Raw genomic sequence first — 23,352 nt, forward strand, 5'->3', positions numbered from 1 at the left:
GCGGGGAGCGGAGTGGAGACCCGGTGGCCGGTTCGACGCTCCCGCCGCTCAGCCGGCGGGGAACGACGTCCTCGTCAGCTCCTGCGAGGCGTTCCAGATCCGCTGCGCGTCCGCGGCGCTGCGCAGGCGTGAGTACACCTTCTGTTCGGCGGGCGGGCCGCCGAGGTGCCCGAGTCCGCTCGGCCCGTAGAACTGGCCGCCCTCGGCGTCGGGGGACGTGGCGGCGAGCAGTGCGGGAAGCGTCGCGGTTTCGACGGTGCCGAGGATGATGCCGCGGGCGGAGAAGGCCTTGATGAGCTTCCGACCCGCGGTCTCCTTGTCGCGGCCGACCTCGGGGCGCGCGGCGAGCAGGTTCGTGGGGGCCACACCCGGGTGGGAGAGGTTGCTGGTGATGCCCCAGCCGCCCGCACGGCTACGTCGGTCCAGTTCGAGTCCGAAGAGCCCGAACGCGATCTTCGACTGGCTGTAGGCCTTCATGCCGTCGTAGCCGCGCTCCCAGTTCAGGTCCTGCCAGTTGATGCCGTTCTGGTTCGCCGCGACGCTGATCTGCGAGGTCACCCGCGCCCGGCCGGCGCGCAGCAGCGGCAACAACTCGGCCACCAGGGCGAAGTGTCCGAGGTGGTTGGTGCCGAACTGGAGCTCGAGCCCGTCGGCGGTCGCCTGCCGGTCGGGCGGGGTCATCACGCCCGCGTTGTTGATCAGGATGTTGATCGGGCGGCCGTCCTGCCGCAGTTGCTCACCGAGGCCGGAGACGGAGTCCAGTGACGAGAGGTCGAGGGCGTGGAGCGACACGTCGGCTTCGGGAACCTCCTCCCGGATCCTGCCGATCGCCACCTCGCCCTTGCGCTGGTTACGCACGGGCAGCAGCACCTCGGCCCCGGCCGACGAGAGCCGGGTGGCCAACCCGAGACCGATGCCGTCGCTCGCTCCCGTGATCACGGCGCGCTTCCCCGACAGGTCGGGGACGGTGATGTCGACGGGCTTGCGTGACATGGGGACTCCTGGGGGTCGTTTCTGCGTTCCGCCGACGCCGTACCGCCGGTGCACGGAGGGAGCGGGCGACCCTGAGCGGCGGCCCGGACTCGCGGCCGACCGGACGGGAACCGGCCGCCCGTCCAATGTATGCAACGCACACAATGTATGCAACGTCAACAATGTAGGCGGTGCGGACTAGGGTGAGCACATGAAGAAGCGCCCCTACCACCACGGAGACCTCCGCGCCGCGCTGCTCGAACGAGCCGAGCTGACGCTGCGGGAACGGGGTTCAGGCGCGCTGTCCCTGCGGGAACTGGCCCGGGACCTCGGCGTGAGCCCCGGCGCACCCGGCCGCCACTTCAGGACCAAACAGGCACTGCTCGACGCTCTGGCCCTGAGCGGATTCGAGCGACTTGTCGACACTCTCGCCCGCGCGCGGGAAGGCGCGGGCGAGACGTTCCTCGAGCAACTGGCCGCCATGGCCCACTCGTACGTGGACTTCGCCCTGGCCGACCCCGCCCTCCTGGACCTGATGTTCTCGGCCAAGCACAGCCCGGAAGCGTCCCAGGCACTGGGGGAGGCCGCCCACCGGTGGGTCGAGCAGGGCCTCCGGCTGGTCGACGAAGGGCAGCGCCGCGGGGAGGTGCGCGCGGGACCGCCGGAACGCATCGCCCTGACGGTCTTCGCCCCGGTGCACGGATACGTCGGCATGGCGGTGAGCGGCGTCCCGCTGCCCGAGGGGGCCGATCGCGGACTGGACGACGTGATCACGTCCATCGCGCGTGGATGCCTGCCGGAGCGGAACCCGGCCACCTGAGCGGACAGCCGCCGGCTGCGCCAAGTCCGTGTTCACACCGGACATTTCATCGAAATCCAGTAACGGGCGTACGACCCCCGGCCGCGCACGGCGCCCCGACAGGACTCTTGCCAACCGCCCCAGACCCCCGATAAGAACCACGCGTGACCGACCAAGGGAAACTCACGCGTGCCGTCATGGCCCTGTCCGCCGTCGTCGTCGCCTGCTGTGCGGTGACGGTGACCGTCAAAGTGGTCGGCGCGGACACCCAAGCGACCCGCCCGCCAAGGCTGTTGGACCAGGAAGCCGTGGAACGCCAGGCGTCGGCCGCGGCGCGAGGCAGCAAGAACATGTCCAGGGACGGAGTGGCCTGCCCGGCGGCGATGGGCGCCGAGGAGGGCAACAAGTTCGACTGCACCGTCCTGGTCGGCTCGAACCCCAAGACCGTCACCGTCACGGTCCGGGACGACCAAGGCCGGCTCGACACGACGACGCACACCTCCTGAGCGAGATCCCGCGTCATCTCGACCGGTCGAATGCGGGTCGAATACGGGCCGGATATGGGCCATATATGGGCACATACCTGTAGATCCAAGGGCTGATCCACCTACTGGTTCGGATATGCCGGAATAGTGCTATCGTAGCTTGTGAAAGTTTTCACGAGCCCGGAGGTGGCCTCATGGCCCCGGCGACGGAGTCACTCCCCCAGCAGCCCCGCGGCGCTCACGCCGGCCCGTACGCCCCGCCGGCCCGCGAAGGCCGGAGTGCGGCGCCGTCGAACCCCTCCGGTGGCAATCAGTGCGGCCAAGGCCCCCCAGAAGGATGTGTGACCTGCGATGACCACCACTCCCGTCGCCCCGACCACCGACGCCTGGGCCGGCTTCCGCGACGGCTCCTGGCGCGAGGCGATCGACGTCCGCGACTTCGTCCAGCGGAACTACACGCCCTACGAGGGCGACGGTTCCTTCCTGGCCGGTCCGACCGGGCGCACCACCGCCGTGTGGGACAGGCTGCTCTCGATGTTCCCGGCCGAGATCGAGCGCGGCATCCACGACGTGGACACCAGGACCCCGTCCCGTATCGACGCCTTCGGCCCCGGCTACGTCGACGGCGATGCGAAGGACCACCGCGACCTGATCGTCGGCCTGCAGACGGACGCCCCGCTCAAGCGCGCGATCATGCCCAACGGCGGCTGGCGGATGGTCGAGAGCGCCCTGAACGCCTACGGATACGAGGCGGACCCCGACGTCCGCGACGTCTACACCCACCTGCGCAAGACCCACAACGAGGGCGTATTCGACGCGTACACCCCGCAGATCCGCGCCTGCCGCTCCTCCGGCATCATCACCGGCCTGCCCGACGCGTACGGCCGCGGCCGCATCATCGGCGACTACCGCCGCGTCGCCCTCTACGGCGTCGACCGCCTCATAGCCGGCAAGCAGGCCGACAAGGACGCACTCGCCGAACAGTGGCCCACCGAGCACGTGCTGCGCGACCGCGAGGAGACGTCCGAGCAGATCAAGGCGCTCAACGAGCTGAAGAACCTGGCCCTTTCGTACGGGTACGACATCTCGGGACCGGCGACCACCGGTCGTCAGGCCGTGCAGTGGCTGTACTTCGGTTATCTGGCGGCGGTGCGCGAGCAGAACGGCGCGGCCATGTCGATCGGCCGCATCGACAATTTCCTCGACATCTACCTGCAGCGCGACATCGACGCCGGGCTGATCTCCGAGGAGCAGGCGCAGGAGTTCATCGACGACTTCGTCATCAAGCTCCGCATCGTCCGCTTCCTGCGCACACCCGAGTACAACACCCTGTATTCCGGCGACCCGACCTGGGTCACCTGGTCGATGGCCGGCATCGGCGAGGACGGCCGGCCGCTGGTGTCGAGGACCACCTTCCGCGCCCTGCAGACGCTGTACAACCTGGGTCCTGCGCCGGAACCGAACCTCACCGTGTTCTGGTCGCGGCAACTCCCGCGGGGTTTCAAGGAGTTCGCCGCCCAGGTCGCCATCGACACCTCGGCGCTGCAGTTCGAGTCCGACGACCTGATGCGCCCCAAGTACGGCGACGACACCGCCATCGCCTGCTGCGTCTCCGCGATGTCCGTCGGCAAGCAGATGCAGTTCTTCGGCGCCCGGGTCAACGTCGCCAAGGCCCTCCTGTACGCGATCAACGGCGGCCGCGACGAGAAGTCGGGCCGGCTCGTGGTCGAGGGCTTCGAGCCGATCACCGGCGAGTACCTCGACTACGACACGGTCGCCGCGCGGTACGACGCGATGCTCGACTGGCTGGCGAAGACATACGTGCACGCGCTCAACGTCATCCACTACATGCACGACAAGTACGCCTACGAACGCATCGAGATGGCCCTGCACGACAAGGACGTCCTGCGCACCATGGCCTGCGGCATCGCGGGCCTGTCGGTCGCCGCCGACTCGCTCTCGGCGATCAAGCACGCGAAGGTCAGGGTCGTACGGGACGAGACCGGTCTCGCGGTCGACTACGAGATCGAGGGCTCCGGCGACTACCCGGCCTTCGGCAACAACGACGACCGTGCCGACGCCATCGCCCAGCGGATCGTCCACGACTTCATGACGAAGATCCGCAAGCACCCGACGTACCGCGACGCGGTGCACACCCAGTCCGTCCTGACGATCACCTCGAACGTCGTCTACGGCCAGAAGACCGGGAACACTCCGGACGGCCGCCGCGCCGGCACCCCGTTCGCGCCCGGCGCCAACCCGATGAACGGCCGCGACCAGCACGGCTACATCGCCTCCGCGCTCTCCGTCGCCAAGTTGAGTTACGACGACGCCGAGGACGGGATCTCGCTGACCAACACGATCACCCCGGAGGCGCTGGGCCGCACCCCCGCTGAACGCGTCGGCAACCTGGCCGGTGTGCTCGACGGATTCATGGCCAGTGACGGCTTCCACATGAACGTCAACGTCGTCGACAAGGCCATGCTCGAGGACGCCATGGAACACCCGGAGAACTACCCGCAGCTCACCATCCGGGTCTCCGGTTACGCGGTGAACTTCGTCCGCCTCAGCCGCGAGCAGCAACTCGACGTCATCAACCGCACGTTCCACGGCTCGCTGTGATGGCCGCGACTCTGGACGCCGTCACCCCGGCCGGGGTGGTCGCGCGCCGCCCGGTCGCGGGCACCGTCCACTCCTGGGATCTGTCCACCGGCGTCGACGGTCCCGGCAGCCGCTTCGTGACGTTCCTGTCCGGCTGCCCCTTGCAGTGCCTGTACTGCCAGAACCCGGACACCATGCGGATGCGCAACGGGCGCCGGATCGCCGCGGACGAGATCGTCGCCGAGGCCGCCAAGTACGAGCGGTTCATCGGGGCCGCGGGCGGCGGAGCCACCGTCAGCGGTGGTGAGCCGCTGCTCCAGCCGGTCTTCGCCGGTGAGCTCCTGCACCGTTTCAAGCACGAGTTGGGCTATCACACGGCGCTGGACACCTCAGGGTTCCTCGGCGCCCGCGCGGGTGACGCCCTGCTGCGCGACGTCGACCTGGTACTGCTCGACATCAAGTCCTGGGACCGGGACACCTACCGCAGGGTCACCGGCCGCTCGCTGCAGCCGACCCTCGACTTCGCCCACCGGCTCGCCGGACTCGGCAAGGAGGTCTGGGTGCGCTTCGTGCTCGTGCCGGGGCTGACCGACGCTCCCGCGAACATCGAGGGCGTGGCCGACTTCGCCGGCTCGCTCGGCAACGTCTCCCGGGTCGACGTCCTGCCCTTCCACAAGCTCGGCGAGGCCAAGTGGGACGCACTCGGCAAGGACTTCGTCCTCCGCGACACACCTGCGCCCGCACCACAGCAAGTGGCCGCCGCACGGGACGTCTTCACGCAGCGGGGTCTTCACACCGTCTGACGGCCCGACCGCTCACAGCGGGGCGCGGCGGCGGCGCTCCCCCCTGCCCCTCAGCCGCGGTGGCCGCCGACCAGGCCGGCGAATCCGTCGAGGTGGCGGGCCAGAGCGTACTCGAACAACACGTCCAGGTCGGGCGCCGCGTCGTCCGACAGAGTCGCAAGAAGCGGGAACCTGCCGCTGGCGAGGAGCTCGCGGCGGCGGGCCCGCTGAGTCTCGGACCAGCGGTTCAAGGTCATGCCCGTGTTCCTCTCGGCCTGCGCCTCGTCGGCCTTGGACAGTCCGACGGTGACGACGAGGGCATGCAGGGTGAGTGTTTCCTGAAGGCGCACGTCGATGGGGAGGTCGAGTCCGTCCAGGGCACGCAGCGTCCATTCGGTGTGGGCCATCATGTTGGGGACCAGGGCAGGTCGGGTGAACGACACGACCCGAGGCAGCCACAAGTGCCGTCGGCACAGCCGCCATTGCTGACGGGCGACCAGCTCCAGTTTCGGGCGCCACCCCGGCGGGCCGTGTTCGGGCAGGCTGAGATCGCCGAACACGAGGTCGGCCATCTGCACCAGCAGCTCCTCCTTGCCCGTCACGTACCGGTAGAGGGACATCGGCCCGAGGTCGAGCCCGGCCGCGAGCCGGCGCATCGTCAGCGCCTGGAGCCCGTCCGCGTCGGCCAGTTCGACGGCGGTCCGCAGGATGCGCACCCGCAGCCCCTCCTGGTCGGGCGGCTCGGGTTCGCGTCCGGGCGCGGTGGCGCGCTGCGCGGAGGAGGCCCGTTCCCGGCCGGCTGCCGCGCTGACCACCGTGCCGGCGCCGACCTTGGCCTCGACCAGCCCCTCGTCGCGTAGCGCGGCCGTCACCTTGGTCGCGGTCGCGATCGCCACACCCCACCGCTGCGCGATGGCCCGGATGGACGGCACCCGGTCGCCGGGGCGGAGTTCGCCGCTCACGATCCGCGAGCGGATCTCCGCTGCGATCACTCGGTAGGGCGGTTCGGTGTCCTGCACTGACGGCACGCTCTCCTCCGCTGACTCGGTCCCCGCCTCCAGCATGCCAGGCACATTGAACTAGTTCACTACCGCCGATGCACTAGTCCACTATCTCTCCAACATCCCTGTTAACACGCCCAATGCTGTTCGTACGTTGTACGCACCGTGATGCGCGCTACGGCGTATCGGTGAGCGTGAAGGGACGGACGTATGGAGAATCGGGACATCCTCGTGTCAGGAGGCGGCATAGCCGGAGCGACCCTGGCGTACTGGCTGCGCCGCTACGGTTTCCGGCCGACGGTGGTGGAACGCGCCCCCGCCCCGCGCACGGGTGGCCACTCGGTCGACGTCCGCGGCACCGCACGCCAGGTGATCGAGCGCATGGGTCTCGTCGAGCAGGTCCTCGACGCCCGCATCCGCGCCCGTGGGATGGCCTTCATCGACGAGACCGGCAAGCCGGTGGCGCGCCTGGACAACGACGTGTTCGGCCCTTCGGGTGGACCGGCCGCCGAATGGGCGCTCCTGCGCACCGACTTGGCCCGGATCCTGCACGGCGCGATCCGTGGCGACGTCGAGTACGTCTTCGGCGATGCGATCACCGAGGTGCGGCAGGACGAGGACGGGGTCACCGTCGCCTTCGAGAAGGGCGAGTCCAGGCGGTTCGACCTGCTCGTCGGCGCGGACGGCGTGCATTCGGCGGTGCGGCGGCTGACGTTCGGGCCCGAGGAGCGCTACCTGCGCGACCTCGGCTCGTACCTCGCGCTCTTCTCCGTCGATTCCGAAGTCGAGCTGGACGGCTGGCAGTTGATGTACACCATGCCCGGGGGCCCGGGCCGTTCCGGCAGAACGGCGGCGCTGCGTCCGACGGCCGACCCCCGCAAGGCGCTCGCCGGGTTCTTCTTCCGCGCACCCGGACTCACCTTCGACCCGCGTGACGTCACCGCGCAGAAGCGCATCGTCGCGCGCCGTTTCGAGGACGCCGGGTGGGAGGTTCCCGGAGTCCTGGCGCAGATCCGGGACGCTTCGGACTTCTACTTCGACCGGGTCGAGCAAGTGCACCTCGAGTCCTGGTCGACCGGCCGGACCGCACTGCTCGGGGACGCCGCGTACTGCGCTTCCCCCATGTCCGGGATCGGCACCAGCCTCGCCCTGGTCGGCGCGTATCTGCTGGCCGGCGAACTGGCCGGGGCCGACGGCGATCACCGCGTCGCCCACCGCGCGTACGAGAGGGGGATGCGCGAATTCGTCGACCACGCACAGGAGTTCGCCCGCACGTCCGGGGACGGCGGTCTGATGCCGGACTCGCCCAGGCGGATGTGGCTGCGGAATCAGCAGGTGCGGATCCTGCCGCACCTGCCCAGACGCCTCGTCGGCCGGGGCCTGGAGAGGATCGCCGACACCGTCGTCCTCGACGCCTACGCAGGCCTCGCACCGCACCCGACCATCGATTCGTAAGGGGCACCACCATGCATGTCAGCACCTTCCTGTGGCTCGACGGCCAGGCCGAAGCGGTCGCGGCCCACTACACGAACCTGTTCGCCGACTCCGGCATCCGTGACGTCCAGCGGGACCCGGACGGCCGCGTCACCACCGTCGAATTCACGTTGGGCGGACAGCGCTACGTCGCCTACAACGGCGGGGCGCAGTACCCCCTGACTCCCGCGGTCTCCCTGTACGCGGAGTGCGCCACCCAGCAGGAGCTGGACGCACTCTGGGCGGGTCTCGCCGACGGCGGCGAAGAAGGGCCGGGTGGCTCGCTCACCGACCGGTTCGGGGTCACCTGGCAGGTCCTGCCCTCCCAGCTGCGAGAGCTGCTCCGCAGTGCCGATCCCGGGACCGCTCAACGCGTCCTCAGCGCCCTGCACGCCATGACCAGGATCGAGATCCAGGCCTTGGTCGACGCCCACGACCAGCGATGAACTCCGCACGGAAAGCGCCGCCCATGAACTCCAGCCCCGCCACGGCCGGTCACGCCCGACCGAGCCGCCCGCAAACCGGACGCAGCCGGCTGCGCGCCGCGTGGACCCTGGCACTGCTCACGACCTTGTGCGCGGAACTGACGTTCACCGCTGTCGCCGTCCCGTTCGCCTGGCTGCTCCTGCCCCTGCTCCTGGTGATGTACGGCGCCGGCGTCCTGCTCGTTCGCGAGACGGTGGTCCGGGTCGGCGCCGGTTGGCCCGGCCTGGTGGTGCTCGCTGTGGCCTATCAGCTGGCGGAGGACGGGCTCGGTCTGCAGGCGCTGACCAGTCAGGACATGTACGGCGCCGCCGACTGGGGCCTGCGCGCCTTCGGCGCCAACTGGACGTACTGGGAATCCCAGATCGGCGTCCACGTCGTCCTCAGTGTCCTGCTGCCCGTCATGCTCGCCGACCTGATCTTCCCCGCGCTGCGCGGTAAGGCGTATCTGCGCACCGGCGGCCTCGCACTCACCGGAGTCCTGGCACTCGTCGGCGTGTTCGGTCTGCGCGTCGTCATCTCGGCCACCGAGGACCCCGGTTATCGCACGCCGTGGGGATGGACCGTCGTCTACGTCGTGGGCATCGCCCTGCTGGTCTGGACGGCCCTGCGTGTACTGCCGCGACTTCGCCTGCGGGAGGAGGTCCGCCACGATCGGCGGGCACCGCGACCCGGCGCGGTGGGCTTCGTGTCGATGTACCTGACCATGGCCTTCCTGACGACGCTGCTGCCGCTCGGCCTCGGCGAGGACCTGTTGTTCGGTGATGCCATGTCGCCGCAGTTCCGGCTCGTCGCCGCGGCCATGACCGCGATCCCGTTCGGCTGGCTGGTGCTGCGCTGGCGGAGTGCGGGCAACTGGTCGACCAGTCATCGCCTCTGGCTGGCCGGCGGCATCCTCGTGTCCCACACCGCGTTCATGATGCCCGCCTCACTCGTCAGCGCGGCTGTCGGACTGGTCATCGTCTGCCTGGAGGTCGTCCTGCTGCGGGAACTTGGCCGGCGGATCCGCCGGCGCGGGTGACCGCGCGGCCCAGCCGCCGAGCCCCGGACCGCCGTGCAGGCCGGTCCGGGGCTCGCGGGTGGGGGTCGGAGGGCGGCCTCAGCAGCTGAGGTTGTCGCCCGGGGTCGTGCCGAGCAGCGCGACGAAGCTCTGGTAACTGTCGATCCGGCTCTGCACCTGGCCCGGGTTGCCGCCGTCGCACTCGATCGATCCGTTGATCGCGCGGATCGTCTCGCCGAAGCCGGCGCCGTTGACCATGGCGTCGTGCGGGGTCATGGTGCCGGGTCCGGTCTGGGTGTTCCAGTACCAAAGGCCGGTCTTCCACGCGACGGCCGGGTCCTTCTCGACCTGCCACGGGTCGTTCAGGAGGTCGATGCCGAGGGCGTCGCCCGCCGCCTTGTAGTTGAAGTTCCAGCTGAGCTGGACCGGTCCGCGGCCGTAGTACGCGTCCTGGCCGGCGGGGCAGCCGTAGGGCTGCGCACTGTCGCAGTAGTGGGGGTAGTTGTCCTGGTTCTGCTCCACGATGTGGACCAGTCCGCCGGTCTCATGGCTGACGTTGGCGAGGAAGGCGGCGGCCTCGCGCTTCTTCACGGTGTCGTCGCCGGTGTTGGCGAACTCCGGGTAGGCGCTGAGCGCCTCGGTGAGTCCGCTGTAGGTGTAGAAGGAGTTCCGGTTCGGGAACATCTCGTTGAACTGGGCTTCGCTGACTACGAATTCGGCGGCCTTCGCCTTCGCTTTCGCGTCGCCGTCGACCGTCGCCTGCGAGGTCATGGGCATGACAATCAGCAATGCACAGGCCGCCACCATGGCGGTCAGCAGAGCCGCCAGACGCTTCCTCGACATGCGAACCATGCGCGTACTCCTCACTCGTGGGGGTGCCCACAGACAACCCCATTGGTCTGGACCAGGTCAAGGTACGGACCGAAGTTGATGCACAGCGAAGTGCGGGACGCAGCCACGGAGTTGAGCCGCGCACCCGCACCGTGAGAGGGGAATCCGCAGGCTAGGACGCTCGCGGCGGCGCCGTACTGGCACGGACCACGAACTCGACCGGCGGCAGCTCGACGCGCTCGAACTCCCGCCCCTCGGTGAGCGACACCAGGGCCTGCGCGGCGACACGACCCCAGGCCAGCACGTCCTGGCGCACCGTGGTCAGCGGCGGCGCGATGCAGTCGGCCAGCGGGATGTCGTCGAAGCCCACCACCGACAGGTCCTCGGGGACCCGCAGTCCGCGGCTGGTCGCGGCGGTGACCCCGGCGATGGCCATCAGGTCGTTGGCGTACACGATGGCGGTCGGCGGCTGGTCCAGGTCGAGGAGCTGGTGGGTGGCACGGGCACCGGACGCACCGGTGAAGTCCGCCTCGACGGGCGGGATCTCGGGCAGTCCGGCTTCCGCCAGCGCGCCGCGCCAGGCGTCCCGACGGGCCTCGGTGTGCACGTAGCCCTCGGCGCCGCAGACGTGCCCGATCCGCCGGTGGCCGAGCGAGCGCAGATGGCTGACCGCTCGGCGGATCCCGCTGCCGTCGTCCACCCCGATGGCGGGAACCTCGCTGCCGGGCTGCGGCGGGCCGACGATCAGCGCACCGATGTCCAGTTCCGTGACCAGATCGGGCCGTGGATCGTCGACGCGCAGGTCGGTCAGGAAGACTCCGTCGACCCGCCCGTCGCGGGCGAGGCGTTCGTACGCCTGCCGCTCGGTGTCCTCGTCGGGGACGACCTGCAGGACGAGTGCGTATCCGAGCGGGGCGAGGCCGGTCTCGATGCCGGCGACGAACTGCGGGAAGAACGGGTCGGTGCTCAGGAGCTCCGGCTGCCGGCGCATCACCAGGCCGAGGGTCTGGGCCCGCTTGTTGGACAGGGCCCGGGCTCCGGCATTGGGCTGCCATCCCAGGTTCTCCATGGCCTCCCGGACGCGCCGGCGGGCCTGTGGGCTGACCCCGGGACGGTCGTTGACGACGAACGACACGGTCGCCTTGGAGACCTGGGCGAGCGCGGCCACATCACCGATGGTGGGCCGGCCGCTGCCCCGACGGCGAGGCGGGAGTGCCCCCTTCGCGCGGGAGCCGCTCACCGGCCCGCTCGCCTGACCCGGTCCCTGCCCCATACCGCCTCGCCTTCCCGCCGGTTCACGGCGCCGCTCGCACGCCCACCAGTGTGGCTCAGGCGTGTCACCCCGATTACCGAAACGTGTCTTGCGTTCTCTTGACCCTCATATTCTAAACCGGTTTGATGAGCTCGTCACCCCGCGACGATCATTCTGCCGGGTGCAGGCCTGCGGCAACGGGAGGGGAGTTGCTCCGGGCCCACAGCCATCCGCATGGAAGGGAGTTGGGCGCTATGAGGCGTCATCCGCGCGTTACGGTGCTGGCAACCGCCGCGGTGGTTGCCCTGCCATTGTCGGCCTGCGGTTCGAGCGATACCGGCGGCGGCAAGCCGACGGCGGGACCGATCGACATCTGGTACTCGACGAACAAGCAGGAGCAGGCCTGGGCCAAGTCCACAGTGGCCGCCTGGAACGCCGCCCACCCCAAGGAGAAGGTCAACGCCAAGGCGGTGCCGTCGGGCAAGTCCACCGAGGACGTCATCGGTGCCGCGATCACCGCCGGGAACACCCCGTGCCTCGTCTACAACACCGCACCGGCCGCGGTCTCCGCGTTCCAGAAGCAGGGCGGCCTGGTGAATCTCTCCGAGACCTTCGGGGACGCCGAATCATTCGTCGAGAAGCGCTCCGGCGCCGCCGCGGACGGATTCCGCTCTCCGGACGGTTCGCTGTATCAAGTGCCGTGGAAAACAAACCCGTTCATGCTCTATTACAACAAGGACGTCTTCAAGAAGGCCGGCCTCGACGCCGAGAACCCGAAACTGAGCACGTACGACGACGTGCTGGCCGCGGCGAAGGCCATCAAGAGCAGCAAGGCGGCGAAATTCGCCCTGTACCCGCCGGCCACCAGCGACTCCACCAACTCGCTGTTCGACTTCTATCCGCTCTACCTCGCCAACTCCGGTGGCACCCAACTGGTGAAGGACGAGAAGGCCACCTTCACCTCGAAGGCCGGGCAGCAGACCCTCGGCTTCTGGCAGCAGATGTACGCCAAGGGCTACTCGTCCCCGGAGGCGTACAGCGGCGACATGTGGGCGGGACCGTTCGCCGACGGAGTAGCGGCCATGGGTATCGCGGGGCCCTGGGGCAAGGGGCAGTTCGACGACAAGGTGAAGTACGGCGTGGTTCCGCTGCCCACCGCCTCGGGCACGCCCGCCGGCAAGACGTCGACGTTCGCCGACTCCAAGAATGTCGGGCTCTTCACCTCGTGCAAGAACAAGCAGACCGCGTGGAAGTTCACCAAGTTCTCGATGAGCGCGAAGAACGACAGCGCACTGCTCGAGAAGACCGGCCAGTTCCCGACCCGCGGTGATGTGACCGCCGCCTCGGGCGACTTCCTGAAGGACAACCCCTTCTACCAGCCCTTCGCCGACGCCGTACCGCGCTCGGTCGACGTGCCGAACATCCCCGGCTCCACCGACGTGTGGAAGACCTTCCGCACTGGCTGGGACGACGTCGTGCTGCCCGGGAAGGGCAACGTGAAGGCGACCTTCGGCAAGGTGGCGCAGGAGATCGACGACCAGGCCGCGGGCTGACGGAGCACACGATGACATCACTCCGCGACAGTCACGCCGTGGCTCGGTCCGACGCCGGTCCGGGCCGCGGCGAGCGGCCCGGACCCGCGGCAGGGAAGACGCCACCGGACTCCGGATCTGCGGCGCGGCACCCCCGCGCCGCACGTAAGAGGGGGCGCCTCGGCAGGAGTCCGCTCGGTATCGCCCTCACCGCGCCGTACACCGTCTACGTGCTGGTCGTGTTCGTCATCCCGTTCGGGGTCGGCGTCTGGATGGCGTTCCACGACTACTTCTTCACCGCGCCCGGGGTCGCCGTTCCGCACCCGTTCGTCGGCTTCGACAATTTCACCGAGGTCCTCGGCGAGGCGGACACCCGACGCGCCTTCGGCAACCTCGGGTTGTTCATGGCGATCAACATCCCGCTGACCGTGGTCCTCGCCCTCGCCCTCGCGTCGGCGCTCAATGCCGCGACCCGCTGGCGAGGCTTCTTCCGGATGGCGTACTACGTGCCGTACGTGACGGCCTCGGTCGCCACACTCGCGGTCTGGCTGTTCCTGTTCAACGGCTCCGGCGCCGTCAACAACGTCCTCGGATCCTGGGCACCCGACCCGTCCTGGCTGGCCAACAAGCACCTGGTGATGCCGCTCATCGCCGTGTACGTCACCTGGAAGCAGCTCGGTTTCTACATCCTGCTGTACCTCGCCGCGCTGCAGAACGTTCCCAAGGAACTGCACGAGGCGGCGCTGACCGACGGCGCGGGCCCGCTGCAGGCATTCCGTGCCGTCACGCTGCCGGCCGTCCGGCCCGTCACCTCGCTGGTCGTGCTGCTGTCCATCATCACGGCCGGACAGGTCTTCACCGAGCCGTTCCTGCTGACCGGCGGCGGCCCGAGCGGCGCATCCGTCACGCCCGCGCTGCTGGTCTACCAGCGGGGCATCGAGCAGGGCGAGCCGGATGCCGCGGCTGCCATCGGTCTGATCCTCGTGACCGGCGTGCTCATCATCGCGACCATCGCCCGGCGCATCACGGAAAGGGACTGACATGGCCCGCACCCTGCGCATCCTGCGCTACGCCGCGCTCGGACTCGGTGCCGTCGCCGCACTCCTGCCGTTCTACTACATGGTCATCGGCGCCCTGCAGAAGAAGCGTGACACCACCCTGGGCGGTCTGCTCCCGGTCCCGAGCAACCTGACGCTCGACAACCTCACCGGCATCGACGACTCGTTCAGCCTGCTCGGAGCGCTCACCAACTCACTGATCATGACCGCCGGTGTGATGGCCTGCACCCTGGTGCTCGGCCTGCTGGCCGGCTACGCCCTGGCGATCCTGCGCTTCCGCGGCCGCGCCACGGTGTTCGCGCTGGTCCTGCTCGTCCAGGCCATCCCGTTCCAGCTCCTGATGATCCCGCTGTACGTGATGGTGGTGCGGTACTTCGGCCTCGCCGACAGCTACGCCGGAATGATCCTGCCGTTCGCCATCAACTCCGTGGCCGTGCTCATCTTCCGCCAGTACTTCCTGCAGATCCCGCGCGAGATCTTCGACGCGGCGCGCATGGACGGAGCGAGCGAACTGCGCATCCTGCGCTCGGTGGCCGTGCCCCTGGTACGCCCCGCGATCCTCACGGCGATGCTGGTGACCTTCATCGGTCCGTGGAACGAGTTCCTGTGGCCGTTCCTGGTGACCAAGGACCAGGGGATGCAGCCGCTCGCGGTGAGCCTGGCGAACTTCTCGCAGGCCAACTCCACCTTCGAGGCCAACCCCATGGGCGCGGTACTCGCCGGCGCCTGCGTGCTGGCGGTGCCGGCCGTCGTCCTCTTCCTGCTCTTCCAGCGCCACTTCACTTCGGCCAACCTCGGCTCCGCGATCAAAGGCTAGGTATGACCCCGCTCAACACCGATACCGCGCTCCCGTATGCCCTGAACCGGGTCGGCGTGATCATGAGTCCCGACCCCGGCGACCCGCTCGAGGCCGAGGGCGTACTCAATCCGGGCACCGCCTGGGGACCCGACGGCGAGCTCTACCTCTTTCCCCGCATGGTCGCGGCCGGCAACGTCTCGCGCATCGGGCGCGCCCGTGTGGTGATCGAGAACGGCGTACCGGTCGGCGTCGAGCGCCGGGGCGTGGTGCTGTCGCCGGACGAGGGCTTCGAACGGGGCGCGGGGAACGCCGGCGTCGAGGACCCCCGCATCACGTTCCTGCCGGACCTCGGCGTGCACGTCATGACGTACGTCGCCTACGGGCCGCTCGGCCCCCGACCCGCTCTCGCCGTGTCCACGGACACGGTCGCCTGGCGCCGACTGGGCCCGCTGAACTTCACGTACCAGCCGGATCTGGCAACGGACTTGAACTTCTTCCCCAACAAGGACCTGGTGTTCTTCCCGGAGATCGTGCCGGGCCCCGACGGCCGGCCCAGCTTCGCGATGCTGCACCGGCCGATGTGGGATCTGGACTGGCTCCGCCCGGGCGAGGGCGCTCCCGCACCGGCCCGGATCGCGGACGGCCGGCCGTCGATCTGGATCGCCTACGCCGACGCCGAGGCGGTGTCCCGGGATCTCTCGGCGCTCACCTCGATGCGGCACTCCGCTCCGGTCGCCGGCCCCGAGATGCCGTTCGAGGCCGCGAAGATCGGTGCGGGGCCGCCGCCGCTGCGCGTACCGGAGGGCTGGCTGCTGATCCACCACGGGGTCACCGGCCCGGTCGCCAAGGGGTTCGAGCTCAGCCACGGCGCCGTCTACCGGGCCGGCGGCATGCTGCTCGACTCGGACGATCCGGCGCGCGTACTGGCGCGCTCGCCGGAGCCGTGGCTCTCCCCGGAGACCCACGAGGAGACGGTCGGCACGCTGGGCAACGTCGTCTTCCCCACGGCGGTCGAGCGCATCGAGGGGACCGTCTACGTGTTCTACGGCATGGCGGACAGCTCGATCGGGGTGGCTGCCCTGGAGCGGACGGCGGACTGACCGCGCACCGCTCCCTCGGTGACGACAACGGCGTGCTGCCGGCGGAACTCCCGCCGGCAGCACGCCGTTTCGCACTCCCCCGACGTCACGTGAGGGGTTGCGTCACCGTCCTGCCGAGGTCCGCACCGGTGCCGAGCCCGAAGTCGGCCCGGCGGGTGCGCCCGCGGGAGGTGAGGGCGACCGAGACCGTGAGGCCGGCCTCGTCGGGGTTGGCCACGCTCACCACAGGCGCGCGGCCGGACTCGTCGAGCATGACGAGGGCGGGCTGGTCGACCTCCAGTGTGCGGCCCGCTCCCAGGTCGACGGTGGCCGCCTCGTAGCAGGTCACCATCGTCAGCCGGCGCCTCGGGTGGTGGACGGCCTGGGCCTGTTCGTCGTTGCGCAGGATCCTGACGGCCGGCCGAGACGCGTAGAACCGGACCTTGGCGGGCGTCGCTCCGGGCAGCACGATGTACGCGTACTCCGCACGGTCCGGGGCGGTGCCGTGGTCGAAGAACAAGGTGAAGGCGTTCCGCTCGACCGGATCGCGGTCGATCCAACTCCCGCTCTGCGCCTTGTTCGAGACCTTCAGGGGTCCGCCCTGCGGGAAGACGTAGCCGATCTCGTCGTTGTACGCCCATGAGGCGCCGGTGGCGGCGGAATCGGTTCCGGGGCGCACGGCCTTGCCGCCGACGGAGGCGTTGGACCGGGCCGCTCCCTGGTTGACCGTCGTGTGGACGGCGTGTTCCGAGGTGGATGTGATGCCGGCGCCGAGTGCGACCATCTCGTCGTCGAAGTAGAAGTAGCTCTTGCGCCCCGTGGTCGCGTACCGGTCGAGGCTGAAGACGTCGGCGCCGTATCGCCCGTCGGAGACACCGCCGGTGAAGCTGCCCGCGTTGTCCGGGCTCGACTGCTGGGTGACCTTGGCATCCGGCGCGGTCACGCCCGGGTAGTGGGACCAGTCGAAGGCGGGCGCCAGGTCGCCGTACTCGCGGTTGGTGACCTGGATCGAGGTGGCTCCCGACGCGTTCCAGGCGATCTCGTTGCCGACCTCCGGCCGGAAGGTGGAGCGGTACTCGCTGCCCTTCATACGCGGGGAGTTGATCCTGGTGAAGATGCCGTACTTCTCGCGCTGGTGCGAGGAGAACTCCGAGCGCCAGAAGTACTTGTGCCCGGTGACTCCGCTGCCTCGGGTCTTTCCGCGGATGTTGTCGGCGAGCTGTGCGTACTCGGCGGACCTGGCCTGATCTGCGCGCGCCATCCGGTCCAGCGGTTCGAGGAAGTCGGCCGCGTAACTCGTGATGCCGTCAATGGTGTTGGGAGGCCGGTACCCGAGATACATCATCCCGATCTCGCCCCGGATCAACCACCGCGTGCCGTCGAGGATGTAGAAGGCGATCGCGTCGATGTCCTCGGACGAGAAGTCGAAGCTCGTCCCACGCGCGACGTCGGCCCAGGCCGCGACGATGGTGAAGAGGACCATGCCGTAGCCCTCGCTGTAGAGCTGCGCGCCGTGGGCCCAGAAGCTGGAGTCGACCTGCACGGCCTCGTTGATCCCACCGCTGCTGTCCACCGCCACCGTCTCCGACATGGTGACGTAGCCCTGGTGGATGTCGGCGGCCGCGTGCTTGGCGACCGCCTCGTAGAGATAGTTCTCCGTTCGCCAGGAGCCGTTCGCGCCGACCGGGTCGCGGCGGCCGGTGTTGTGGGCGTAGGCCACCTCCCGTGCCTCGGGGCTGAGTTCGTCGCCGACGAAGACCGACACCCGGCCCATGGCCATGGACTTGCCGATCTCGGTCTCCCACCAGTTCTCGCAGGTCGGTTCGACCTTGTCCCAGTGCAGGAGGGAGCTGTTCAGCGCCTCGATCAGCTCCGGCTTCCCGTAGCCGGCGGCATCCGGGTCACGGTAGGCGTGAGCCATCGCGATCATGCGGTACAGCGCGTGGTACGGCGACCAGACCTTGCCGTTCGCGGAACTCGTGGTGTCGGCGTAGTCCACGTTCGGCCACGAGCCGTCGGGGCGCAGCGACTCGGCGTAGGTGAGGGCCTCGGACGTACGGGCGAGGAAGATGCCGTTGGCGAGCCTCACCTCGTCGCCCTGCGCCAGGAAGCGCTGCTGAACGCGCTCGATGATGATCTGGATGTCGTCCGCGGCCGCTCGGCTCCCACCGGCCTCTGCGGCCCGTGCGAGCGACGGCACCGTCAGCGTCAGACTCGCCGCGCCCGCGGCGAGTCCGAGACCACCGAGCAGCACACGGCGTCGGCCGGGCAGGAACGCGGCTCCGTTGTCAGACATGGAACTCCTCAGACGCCTCCGGGTCCTGACAACGGTGCCGGACGGCGCACAGGTATCGGTCGACGAGTCCTCCCGAGCGCGGATTCCGTCACGACTCCGGGGTGGCACACATCGAAACTAAACCGGTTTGAATATGTCCCACAAACAGTTACCGGCTCCCGCCTCACCGCGTCAACAGTCGTGACACGGCGGAACCCGGCCTGATGCACGGCGACTTGCCGGCGGACGGAACCTGCGCCGGTTCAGCCGCCGATCGGCGTGCAGCCGGTGGCGGCGAGCGACACGGTCCACAGCCGGGCGGCCTCGTCGGGATCGACGGCGTAGGCGCGGACTCCGCCGTCGTCCATCGGGGTACCGGGGGCGGATACGTGCGCGACGTCGCAGTCCTCCAGGTAGAGGCCCCCTCGGCCGTCGAGGAGCGGTGAGGTGGCGGCCCACAGTCCGGTGGCAGCCCCTTGGGAAGGTGACTTGAAACCGTCGTCGACGACCTTTCCGTACTCGTCCACCCAACCGCGGTCGATCTGCGCCTGCAGCGTCATCTCCCGCTGCAGCCCGGTGAGAATCTTGCCGGGATGGAGGGCGAACGCCCGGACACCGTCACTCCTCCCTACGGCGTCGAGGTGCACGGCGAACAGGGCGTTGGCGGTCTTGGCCTGCCCGTAAGCCAGCCACTTGTCGTAGCCGGCACGGAAGTGCGGATCGTGCCAGCGGATTCCGGTCAGGGTGTGGCCGGCCGAGCTGTTCACGACGACGCGGGCGCCGTCCGCGGCGGCCAGGAGTGGGTAGAGCTCGCAGGCGAGGGCGAAGTGCCCGAAGTGGTTGGCGGCCAACTGCCCCTCCCAGCCCGGCCCGACGCGCCGTTCCGGGGTGGCCATGACTCCGGCGACAGCCATCAGGAGGTCGAGTCGGCCGAGACGTGCGCGGATCTGCGCTGATGCCGATCGCACGCCGTCGATGTCGGCCAGGTCCATGGGTACGACCTCGCAGCTGCTCACCTCCCGCAGCGCGGCGCGGGCAACATCGGGACGGCGGGCAGGCACGACGACCCGGGCTCCGGCGGCGGTCAGCGCCCGGGTGGTTTCCAGACCGAGCCCGGAGTAGCCCCCGGTCACCACGGCGGTGCTCCCGGAGAGGTCGAGGCCGGCCATGACCTCCTCGGTGGTGGTGGAGGCGGAGAAGAGCGAGGCGAGCGGCTGCTGATCAGAGAGGGTCATGCCGCCGACGCTACGATCTAGAGCAAGGTCTAGATCAAGTGCGGAAGGTGAGCCCGGGAGTGAGCGACACGACGAACACCGATGCCGGAGCACAGGAACTGAGCATCGGCGAAGTGGCCGCACGGACCGGACTGAGCGTGCACGCCCTGCGTTTCTACGAGCGCGAGGGCCTGCTCGTCGGTCCGGTCCGGCGCACCTCGGGCGGACGGCGCCGCTACACATCCGTCGACGTCGAATGGCTCCTGATCTGCGTCAAGCTCCGGGAATCCGGAATGCCGCTGGCCGACCTCGAGCACTTCGCCGAACTGGTGCGCAACGGACCGGGCAACGAGGCGGAACGCCTGGCACTGCTCGACGCCCACCGCCGCCGCGTGGACGCCCAGATCCAGGCGCTGGAGGAGTGCCGGTCGGTCATCACCTGGAAGGTCGGCGTCTACACCGAGCACCTCGCGCGCGGCGAGGCCGACGGGCTGTGGGACCCGACAGCCTGAGGCACTCGGGCACGCCATGGTGCGCGCGCCGGTTGGTGGTCAGCCACCGGACGATTTCGCCGGCATCACTCAACTCCCGTACGAGGAGCGGAAGATGGCGCGGATCGTGGTCGACGGCCTGCCGGGCGAGGGCGGCAGGCAGACGCCGGACGAGCAGCGACTGGAGGCGCGGACCGGCGGGGCGCATGATCCGCGATCGTCCGGGACGCGACCGCCGGACGTCGATCGGCGGTCACGGCCGGAGGTGATGGGGCGGGGTGCCCCGTCGGCACGCTTTCGCGGCGTTGCGGGAGTAGCGTCCTCGCCATGGACCTTCGCACCACCGTTGAGCGCGCTCAACGCCTCAAGCAGCTGCACGCCGACCACAAGCCGCTCGTACTGCCGACCGTCTGGGACGTCTGGTCCGCACGGACGGCGGCCGGCGCCGGATTCCCCGCGCTGACGGTCGGCAGCCATCCGCTCGCCGACTCCCGCGGGGCCGACGACCAGGAGGGACAGACCTTCGAGGAGGTACTCGGCGCCGTCAGGCCGATCGTGGAGGCGGTCGACGTCCCCGTGTCCGTGGACCTGGAGGCCGGGTACGGACAGCAGCCCGCCGACCTCATCACCGGACTCACCGAAGTCGGCGGCGTCGGCCTCAACATCGAGGACACCGTCCACTCGGAGGGCGGACGCGTGCGCAGCACGCGAGAGCACGCCGACTACGTCGCCGCTCTGCGTGCCGCTGCCGACGACGCGGGGATCCCGGTCTGGGTCAACGGCCGCACCGACCTCTTCGCTCACGCGGAGGACGCCACCGCCGTCCTGGACGAGGCGATCGAGCGGCTGCGGGCCCTGGGACAGGCCGGCGCCGACAGCGTCTACCCGGTACGCATCCAGGACAACGACGACCTGCTCACCGCGGTGACCGACGCCGTCTCCGTCCCCGTGAACAGCACTGCCCACCCCGTCAAGCACGATCTCGAGCGTTTCCGTCGCCTCGGTGTCGGCCGGATCACCTACGGCCCGCTGCTGCAACTCGCGTTGACGGACGCGATGAAGGACATGCTCGGGCCGTGGGCGCCGGGCCGGAAACTCGGCTAGCCGGACCCCGGAAGTACGAGACTCCCTTCCCGACGGGCGTCGGGGCGGCTGCAGTTGAAGCTGGGGGCCCACCGACAGGGCCACCCACCTCGTGCATCGGCCGGGCGGCGGCCAAGGGGGCCCGCGGAAGCGCCCCTTGGCCGCGATGACGTATTCCGCACGGCGGCCGTGCGGCGTCCGCTCGAACCCCCGTGGGCCGCCCCCCCTACCTCCAGACAGCTCCGGCAGGTTAGGTTAGGCATACCTAAGCTACCTGCCCGGGTCTCTCCACGCTCTGGAGCACTGGAATGCGCACCCTCACCGCTCGCGTCAAGCAACCGACCCCCGCCGAACGCGTCCACTCCATCCTGTCCGCCGCGCAGTCGATGACCGTCATCACCGACGGCACCCACCGAGCAGTCCACCGCCTCGACAACTCGGGGGCCATGGGGCACATTCACCTGCACCCACCGCTCGACGAACCGTCGGTGCACACGGCAGCACACTCCCGCACGCCGGTACGCCTGGAGTTCACGGACATCGCACCCACCTCGGTCCGCGACCGGATCCGCGCCCGCCTCACCGTCACAGGTCTCCTGTGCGAGCCGTACGCGGATGACGAACCGGAGGGCACCTGCATGGAGTTCGGGCAGGCCATGCTCCGGGACGCCGAGGGCCGCCACTTCGTCACCCTCGACGACCTGAGTCGCACGGCGCCGGACCCCCTGGCGGCCCACGAGTCGGTCATGCTGACCCACCTCCTGGACAGCCACCGCGAACTCATTCCGCTGCTCGTCCGACTCGTCCGACCCCGCCCCTCGAAAGGCATGCTGCGCGCGATCCCGCTCGCCATGGACAGGTACGGCCTGACGTTGCGACTGGAATACCCCGAGGCGCACGCGGACGTCCGGCTCCCCTTCGCCACACAGGTACGGAGCGCCGAGGAGGCCGGCCCACGGATCCGCGGACTGCTCGCTGCCGCCCGCCGCGCCTCCCATCGCAATCACCTGGGAGCCTGATCCGAAGCGCGGAGGTGAACTCCCTCCCCGACAGTCTGCGCACTCCCTGACCAGACCCCTGCGCGGTGCCATGTCAGGCGGTTGCGAGCGAGATCTCGGTGGACCTGACGGGAGGGCGGCCCTGCCGGACGGCCCGGTGGCCGATCCTTACAGCACCCCCGCGTCCCGCGCCGTCCACACCGACGGGATCAGCGGGCGGTAGCCCAGCTCGTGACGGATGCGGGTCGTCGACATCACGCCGTGCCAGGGGTCCGTGGTGTCCCGGTCACTCACCTCCTGCGGCACCGGCAGATCGTGGAACTGGAAGAGGTCGACGGTGGTGACCGGGGCGTCGTCGGCGATGTTGTAGACGCCTTGCGCGCCGGGTGTGTACAGCAGCCGCCGCAGGCCCTGCGCCACATCCACGTGATGGCCCATGTGCAGGCGCTGCATGGCGGGCCAGTTCGGCGCCCACTTCATCACCTCGGTCAGATGGGGGTCCCCCTCGCCGTACACGAACGGCAGCCGCCCGATGCGGAGGTCGTCGAGGCCGTCCAACTCCCCGAGCGCCCGCTCGGCCTCCCACTTGGACTCCGGGTAGGCTCCCCAGAGGTGAGTGCCCGGCACCGTCTCGTCGCTCTCGACCATCGCCCGGCCCCGGCCCGCGCCGTACACGAGTCCCGTGCTGACCTGTACGAACCTCCGCACTCCGGAGGCCGCCGCGGCCCGACCGAGCTCGATGGCCGCGTCCCGGTTGATCGACCACGCCTCCTCGTCCGGCACCCCGCGGAACGCGGCGGCGACGTTCACCACCGCGTCCACGCCGGCCGTCGCCTTGCCGAGCACCTCCACATCGCGCAGATCGCCGACAAGTACCTGAGCGCCGAGCCCGGCGAACCGCTCGCCGCGCGCCGCGTCCCGGACCAGGACCCGCACCTCGTCGCCCGGCGGCGCGCTCTGCAGCAGCCTCGGCACGAACCGCCGCCCGACCTGCCCCGTAGCTCCCGTCACCAATGTCAGCATGGCTGCCTCCTCGTAGTCGTCGCCATGTCTGCCAGCGTGTACGAGCGGCTGCGGCGGCGGGAGAGACGCGGTTATCCAGGGACCGGCGCTCCCTGGATAACCGGCCGGGTGCGAGGGATCC

21 protein-coding genes are annotated in these 23,352 nt (G+C 69.6%); 14 read left to right on the top strand and 7 right to left on the bottom strand.

Features of this window, described 5'->3' with window-relative positions:
- Positions 1 to 48: 48 nt before the first annotated feature.
- On the bottom strand, positions 49 to 993 hold the full coding sequence (locus tag DSC45_RS33075) for an SDR family oxidoreductase (RefSeq protein ID WP_119295719.1): 945 nt from the start codon (positions 991 to 993) through the stop codon (positions 49 to 51).
- 190 nt (positions 994 to 1,183) lie between these two features.
- Between DSC45_RS33075 and DSC45_RS33080 the strand changes: the two genes are divergently transcribed.
- The 4 genes from DSC45_RS33080 (at position 1,184) to pflA (ending at position 5,660) form a co-directional block, all read left to right on the top strand.
- A complete protein-coding gene (locus DSC45_RS33080) occupies positions 1,184 to 1,792 on the top strand; it encodes a TetR/AcrR family transcriptional regulator (protein ID WP_119295720.1) in 609 nt (202 codons plus the stop codon).
- Between the two features lie 143 nt (positions 1,793 to 1,935).
- A complete protein-coding gene (locus tag DSC45_RS33085; protein ID WP_162929414.1) occupies positions 1,936 to 2,277 on the top strand; it encodes a DUF4333 domain-containing protein in 342 nt (113 codons plus the stop codon).
- A 330-nt stretch (positions 2,278 to 2,607) separates the two neighbouring features.
- Positions 2,608 to 4,878, top strand: coding sequence for a formate C-acetyltransferase (gene pflB / locus DSC45_RS33090; protein WP_119295722.1), 2,271 nt, complete (start codon positions 2,608 to 2,610; stop codon positions 4,876 to 4,878).
- Complete coding sequence (pflA, locus tag DSC45_RS33095) at positions 4,878 to 5,660, top strand: pyruvate formate-lyase-activating protein (RefSeq protein WP_119295723.1); 783 nt, start codon at positions 4,878 to 4,880, stop codon at positions 5,658 to 5,660. The genes pflB and pflA overlap by 1 nt, the downstream gene beginning before the upstream one ends.
- 50 nt (positions 5,661 to 5,710) lie before the next feature.
- Here the strand turns inward: pflA and DSC45_RS33100 are convergent, their stop codons facing one another.
- Entirely contained in the window at positions 5,711 to 6,667 is a 957-nt protein-coding gene (locus DSC45_RS33100) for a GntR family transcriptional regulator (protein WP_205571484.1), read from the bottom strand.
- Between the two features lie 183 nt (positions 6,668 to 6,850).
- Between DSC45_RS33100 and DSC45_RS33105 the strand changes: the two genes are divergently transcribed.
- Genes DSC45_RS33105 through DSC45_RS33115 form a run of 3 tightly spaced genes read left to right on the top strand, consistent with a single transcriptional unit; the run spans position 6,851 to position 9,617 of the window.
- The gene (locus tag DSC45_RS33105; protein WP_119295725.1) at positions 6,851 to 8,095 is read left to right on the top strand and encodes an FAD-dependent monooxygenase; all 1,245 of its coding nucleotides are present in this window, start codon (positions 6,851 to 6,853) and stop codon (positions 8,093 to 8,095) included.
- Positions 8,096 to 8,106: 11 nt separating this feature from the next.
- Complete coding sequence (locus DSC45_RS33110) at positions 8,107 to 8,559, top strand: VOC family protein (RefSeq protein ID WP_119295726.1); 453 nt, start codon at positions 8,107 to 8,109, stop codon at positions 8,557 to 8,559.
- 23 nt (positions 8,560 to 8,582) lie between these two features.
- Positions 8,583 to 9,617: a hypothetical protein gene (locus DSC45_RS33115; protein ID WP_205571485.1), complete on the top strand. Its 1,035-nt coding sequence runs from the start codon at positions 8,583 to 8,585 to the stop codon at positions 9,615 to 9,617.
- Between the two features lie 78 nt (positions 9,618 to 9,695).
- Here DSC45_RS33115 and DSC45_RS33120 read toward each other — a convergent pair whose 3' ends face one another.
- On the bottom strand, positions 9,696 to 10,448 hold the full coding sequence (locus DSC45_RS33120; protein ID WP_119295727.1) for a chitinase: 753 nt from the start codon (positions 10,446 to 10,448) through the stop codon (positions 9,696 to 9,698).
- A gap of 151 nt (positions 10,449 to 10,599) precedes the next feature.
- Complete coding sequence (locus DSC45_RS33125; protein ID WP_119295728.1) at positions 10,600 to 11,700, bottom strand: LacI family DNA-binding transcriptional regulator; 1,101 nt, start codon at positions 11,698 to 11,700, stop codon at positions 10,600 to 10,602.
- A 275-nt stretch (positions 11,701 to 11,975) separates the two neighbouring features.
- Between DSC45_RS33125 and DSC45_RS33130 the strand changes: the two genes are divergently transcribed.
- From DSC45_RS33130 to DSC45_RS33145, 4 genes are read left to right on the top strand one after another with little or no spacing between them, the layout of a single operon-like run.
- Positions 11,976 to 13,232: an ABC transporter substrate-binding protein gene (locus DSC45_RS33130; protein WP_240434986.1), complete on the top strand. Its 1,257-nt coding sequence runs from the start codon at positions 11,976 to 11,978 to the stop codon at positions 13,230 to 13,232.
- 11 nt (positions 13,233 to 13,243) lie between these two features.
- Entirely contained in the window at positions 13,244 to 14,251 is a 1,008-nt protein-coding gene (locus DSC45_RS33135) for a carbohydrate ABC transporter permease (RefSeq protein ID WP_119295730.1), read from the top strand.
- A gap of 1 nt (position 14,252) precedes the next feature.
- Complete coding sequence (locus DSC45_RS33140) at positions 14,253 to 15,086, top strand: carbohydrate ABC transporter permease (RefSeq protein ID WP_119295731.1); 834 nt, start codon at positions 14,253 to 14,255, stop codon at positions 15,084 to 15,086.
- Positions 15,087 to 15,088: 2 nt separating this feature from the next.
- On the top strand, positions 15,089 to 16,168 hold the full coding sequence (locus DSC45_RS33145; RefSeq protein ID WP_119295732.1) for a glycoside hydrolase family 130 protein: 1,080 nt from the start codon (positions 15,089 to 15,091) through the stop codon (positions 16,166 to 16,168).
- An 85-nt stretch (positions 16,169 to 16,253) separates the two neighbouring features.
- Here DSC45_RS33145 and DSC45_RS33150 read toward each other — a convergent pair whose 3' ends face one another.
- Both DSC45_RS33150 and DSC45_RS33155 read right to left on the bottom strand, forming a co-directional pair.
- A complete protein-coding gene (locus DSC45_RS33150; RefSeq protein ID WP_119295733.1) occupies positions 16,254 to 18,443 on the bottom strand; it encodes a polysaccharide lyase family 8 super-sandwich domain-containing protein in 2,190 nt (729 codons plus the stop codon).
- 242 nt (positions 18,444 to 18,685) lie between these two features.
- A complete protein-coding gene (locus tag DSC45_RS33155) occupies positions 18,686 to 19,657 on the bottom strand; it encodes an SDR family NAD(P)-dependent oxidoreductase (RefSeq protein WP_119295734.1) in 972 nt (323 codons plus the stop codon).
- Positions 19,658 to 19,716: 59 nt separating this feature from the next.
- Here DSC45_RS33155 and DSC45_RS33160 point away from each other — a divergent pair, with 59 nt between their 5' ends.
- The 3 genes from DSC45_RS33160 to DSC45_RS33170 all read left to right on the top strand — a co-directional run bounded on the left by DSC45_RS33160 (position 19,717) and on the right by DSC45_RS33170 (position 22,229).
- On the top strand, positions 19,717 to 20,148 hold the full coding sequence (locus DSC45_RS33160; protein ID WP_162929415.1) for a MerR family transcriptional regulator: 432 nt from the start codon (positions 19,717 to 19,719) through the stop codon (positions 20,146 to 20,148).
- A gap of 306 nt (positions 20,149 to 20,454) precedes the next feature.
- Positions 20,455 to 21,231, top strand: a complete 777-nt coding sequence (locus DSC45_RS33165; protein ID WP_119295735.1) for an isocitrate lyase/PEP mutase family protein — start codon at positions 20,455 to 20,457, stop codon at positions 21,229 to 21,231.
- Positions 21,232 to 21,518: 287 nt separating this feature from the next.
- On the top strand, positions 21,519 to 22,229 hold the full coding sequence (locus tag DSC45_RS33170; RefSeq protein WP_119295736.1) for a DUF2470 domain-containing protein: 711 nt from the start codon (positions 21,519 to 21,521) through the stop codon (positions 22,227 to 22,229).
- Positions 22,230 to 22,376: 147 nt separating this feature from the next.
- Here DSC45_RS33170 and DSC45_RS33175 read toward each other — a convergent pair whose 3' ends face one another.
- A complete protein-coding gene (locus DSC45_RS33175; RefSeq protein WP_119295737.1) occupies positions 22,377 to 23,231 on the bottom strand; it encodes an NAD-dependent epimerase/dehydratase family protein in 855 nt (284 codons plus the stop codon).
- Positions 23,232 to 23,352 lie beyond the last annotated feature (121 nt).

Source organism: Streptomyces sp. YIM 130001, from assembly GCF_003574445.1.
Lineage (GTDB): Bacteria > Actinomycetota > Actinomycetes > Streptomycetales > Streptomycetaceae > Streptomyces.

What these genes read in the sequence shown, in the direction of transcription:
- DSC45_RS33075 (WP_119295719.1), bottom strand. Translation starts at nt 993, where the DNA reads ATGTCACGCAAGCCCGTCGACATCACCGTCCCCGACCTGTCGGGGAAG.
- DSC45_RS33080 (WP_119295720.1), top strand. Translation starts at nt 1,184, where the DNA reads ATGAAGAAGCGCCCCTACCACCACGGAGACCTCCGCGCCGCGCTGCTC.
- pflB (WP_119295722.1), top strand. Translation starts at nt 2,608, where the DNA reads ATGACCACCACTCCCGTCGCCCCGACCACCGACGCCTGGGCCGGCTTC.
- pflA (WP_119295723.1), top strand. Translation starts at nt 4,878, where the DNA reads ATGGCCGCGACTCTGGACGCCGTCACCCCGGCCGGGGTGGTCGCGCGC.
- DSC45_RS33105 (WP_119295725.1), top strand. Translation starts at nt 6,851, where the DNA reads ATGGAGAATCGGGACATCCTCGTGTCAGGAGGCGGCATAGCCGGAGCG.
- DSC45_RS33110 (WP_119295726.1), top strand. Translation starts at nt 8,107, where the DNA reads ATGCATGTCAGCACCTTCCTGTGGCTCGACGGCCAGGCCGAAGCGGTC.
- DSC45_RS33115 (WP_205571485.1), top strand. Translation starts at nt 8,583, where the DNA reads ATGAACTCCAGCCCCGCCACGGCCGGTCACGCCCGACCGAGCCGCCCG.
- DSC45_RS33120 (WP_119295727.1), bottom strand. Translation starts at nt 10,448, where the DNA reads ATGGTTCGCATGTCGAGGAAGCGTCTGGCGGCTCTGCTGACCGCCATG.
- DSC45_RS33125 (WP_119295728.1), bottom strand. Translation starts at nt 11,700, where the DNA reads ATGGGGCAGGGACCGGGTCAGGCGAGCGGGCCGGTGAGCGGCTCCCGC.
- DSC45_RS33135 (WP_119295730.1), top strand. Translation starts at nt 13,244, where the DNA reads ATGACATCACTCCGCGACAGTCACGCCGTGGCTCGGTCCGACGCCGGT.
- DSC45_RS33140 (WP_119295731.1), top strand. Translation starts at nt 14,253, where the DNA reads ATGGCCCGCACCCTGCGCATCCTGCGCTACGCCGCGCTCGGACTCGGT.
- DSC45_RS33145 (WP_119295732.1), top strand. Translation starts at nt 15,089, where the DNA reads ATGACCCCGCTCAACACCGATACCGCGCTCCCGTATGCCCTGAACCGG.
- DSC45_RS33150 (WP_119295733.1), bottom strand. Translation starts at nt 18,443, where the DNA reads ATGTCTGACAACGGAGCCGCGTTCCTGCCCGGCCGACGCCGTGTGCTG.
- DSC45_RS33155 (WP_119295734.1), bottom strand. Translation starts at nt 19,657, where the DNA reads ATGACCCTCTCTGATCAGCAGCCGCTCGCCTCGCTCTTCTCCGCCTCC.
- DSC45_RS33165 (WP_119295735.1), top strand. Translation starts at nt 20,455, where the DNA reads ATGGACCTTCGCACCACCGTTGAGCGCGCTCAACGCCTCAAGCAGCTG.
- DSC45_RS33170 (WP_119295736.1), top strand. Translation starts at nt 21,519, where the DNA reads ATGCGCACCCTCACCGCTCGCGTCAAGCAACCGACCCCCGCCGAACGC.
- DSC45_RS33175 (WP_119295737.1), bottom strand. Translation starts at nt 23,231, where the DNA reads ATGCTGACATTGGTGACGGGAGCTACGGGGCAGGTCGGGCGGCGGTTC.